1 protein-coding gene and 2 pseudogenes are annotated in these 2743 nt (G+C 50.2%); 1 reads left to right on the plus strand and 2 read right to left on the minus strand.

Annotated features, from left to right (window positions below):
- Positions 1-37 precede the first annotated feature (37 nt).
- Both ABJ99_RS24905 and ABJ99_RS24910 read right to left on the minus strand, forming a co-directional pair.
- The gene (locus tag ABJ99_RS24905; protein ID WP_054088067.1) at positions 38-826 is read right to left on the minus strand and encodes a hypothetical protein; all 789 of its coding nucleotides are present in this window, start codon (positions 824-826) and stop codon (positions 38-40) included.
- Positions 827-877: 51 nt separating this feature from the next.
- Positions 878-1924: pseudogene (locus ABJ99_RS24910) on the minus strand (DinB/UmuC family translesion DNA polymerase); the annotation flags it as partial.
- Between the two features lie 362 nt (positions 1925-2286).
- Here ABJ99_RS24910 and ABJ99_RS29410 point away from each other — a divergent pair.
- Positions 2287-2743, plus strand: a pseudogene (locus ABJ99_RS29410) (hypothetical protein); the annotation flags it as partial.

Genomic DNA, 2743 nt, shown 5'->3' on the forward strand with positions numbered 1-2743 from the left:
CACAAAAAATCTGACAGTCCCCTGCCAGTAGAGATATTCACTCACCCCCTGAAGCTCTCAATCCGTCAGAAGGGACAAAGATCCAACCTTCCGAAGGGTCAATTGTCGGCGAAGGGTGCACGAGCAAATCTGGTCGATGCTCATATGACCAACCTATCAGCGCGCATGTCAGCGCGTCTTCAAGATCCAGATGATAAAACTCAGGGCGGGCCTTGAGCTTACCAACCTGAGTGGCGCCCTCGGATTTGTCGTAAAAAGGCTCGCGCATCGCGTGAATAATCGCTGATCGCTTGCACGCAGAGGGGTAGGCTTCAATAGCATGAATGTAGCAGCCATCTGTCCAGAGTCCGCATCGCTCCAGCTGCGACGCGAAACGGGCAAGAAAGTGAATGCCCTTGGTTGCCTGACTTCCAATCATGTCCTTGATTGGCGACAACGGTGAGAGCCCTCTTTCAAACAAAAACAGCTCTGTTTCTCTGTGCAGATAGGGGTTTGTTGATGAGGAAAATATTTGGCCTGCGGCCTTCCTTGACACGATAAGGTCAGTAAAGGCTTGAGAGAACCCGAGCGGCGTGTCAATCGCGAACAGCAACCGGAATTGTTTTTCAGGATCAATTTTTACTTGGCAGATAGCAAGGATTTCAGTCGCTAACACCTCAGCGTTGTCAGCCTCGTTAAACAGGGTGCGTAAATTCCCTCGCCAAGGAGTACCTACCAGTTCTCTTGCGGAGTCGAGAATGACCAGAGCATCTCGGCTCGCGGGATTCTTGTCGCAATTCCAGCCCCCGACATCCCATCCAACGTAGTACGTAACCTTTTCTTTCACCGCGCGCACTCAGCTTGAATTTTTGGAAACCACAACACTCAGTCACTATGCCTAATTGCACTTGACTGTCCACAGCTCGCTGATTTGCGTGGTGTATCTCTGGCTCCGCATCTCACTTTTCATCGCCCACTCAGGGGCGGAGGGAACGCACGCGGGGCGCAAAGTACCTTTGCCCCAGCGCTGGTTGATGTCGTCCAGCACACCCATTACCTTCGACGTCGCCAAGGGTTGCACTTCACTGAATAGGTCGTCGGTAAATTCGTTGGATTTGCGTAAGTCCAGTAGGTGCACCTCTGCTTTGCTGAATCTGATTCCTGGCCTGAAAATTCGATCAACCGCCTCCGTGGCGTGACGAATCAATAGCCTGACGTCGTTGGTAGGGTAGGGAAGATCCACAGTCGCTCCATTGGAGTACTTGACCTCATTGGGATTGAAGAAACCGGTTCTGATGTTCACTCTCATTGTTTTGCAAAGCGAACCTTGAAGCCTGAGCTTTTCCGCTGCGCGTTGCACGTAGGTCGCAACGGCTTCCTTGATTGGCTCAACTTCCGTGAGCCGCGCACCGAAACTGCGGCTGCAACATATTTCCTGCTTTGCGGGATCCGCCTCCAGCGAGTCTAGGCAAGAAACGCCACCGAGTTCACGGGCTGTTTTTTCCAGCACAACGCTGAATTTCTTTTTCAGCAGTCTCGGATCAGCCATTGAAAGGTCAAGCGCAGTACGAATGCCCATTTCTTCAAGTTGAGCTCTAAGCTTGCGCCCCACTCCCCAGACCTCGCCCACCGGACTTTTGCGCAAAACCCAGTGAAGTGTCTTGGGGTCGCACAAATTGACAACTCCCTTTGTTCTCTCGATGTATTGCTTGGCAACATGGTTCGCAAGTTTGGCTAGCGTCCTGGTGGGGGCGATGCCAACTCCCACCGGTATCCCAGTACCCTGGCCTACGGCTTTCTGGATTTTTATCCCCAGCTCAGTTAGATCCCCAAGCATCCCAGTGAGGTCAGCGAAAGCTTCGTCGATGCTATAAATTTCAAGTCTAGGCACCATGGACTCAATGATGGTCATGACACGCTCACTGAGGTCGCCATTTATGTGGAATGGAAAAGTCAACCCAAGATCCGGTGAGACAGCAGAGCTTGGCAAGCGGCATCACGCTCTCAGGTGCACTCCGGTACAACGTTTGAGGAAGGCCTGCAGAATTCGGCAAAAATCGTACGCAGGCTTTTTCGGCCTGAACCTGTTCAGATCTGTAGATTTGTGATGGACGCAGGCGAGTATGCGCAGTCTAAAAAAATCGTTTTCCGCCCAATGGAGTCTGTTCCAGCAGGGAACTCATTTTCTTTTAAAACCACACATGTACTCCATACTTTCAATCAAAAGGGTTTTTTATGGGCTGTGTATCGAGCACTTCAAGAAGTACTGGATATTATTCCGGTTACGAAAGTCATGAGGAGCCAAGGGTGGCAAGTAGCCCGGCAAACAGGCATGATCGCGGCTACGAAACTGATTCCGAACATTCCAATGACAACTTAATTCCCAATGCGAGGAGAGTGTATAGAGAGTCTGTTTTGTGGCATGGTACATCTATGCAATCAAAAATAGATTTGAGAAGGCAAGGGTTTGATGTGAATAGAAAAACTGATGGTGCAACCGAGGGATCTAGAACATCGAGCTCAGCCCCGACAGACACGCTCGTCAGAAATGCTAGACTTCACAACTACTTAACAGCGTATGATGTAACTGCTAAGAATTATGCTCGAAGAGCAGACCCCGAATCCCCAGCCCTAGTTAGAACTATAGGTGTCAGGAGCAATTTTAATATTGAGCTAGATCCTGAATCGAAAGACGAGAATGGTGAAATATCCCAATTCAGCTGCAGAACGACAGATTCAATACGGGGTCGCCTCAGAAAACGGA

The organism is Pseudomonas syringae pv. cilantro (assembly GCF_001293775.1).
Classification (GTDB): Bacteria; Pseudomonadota; Gammaproteobacteria; order Pseudomonadales; family Pseudomonadaceae; genus Aquipseudomonas; species Aquipseudomonas syringae_P.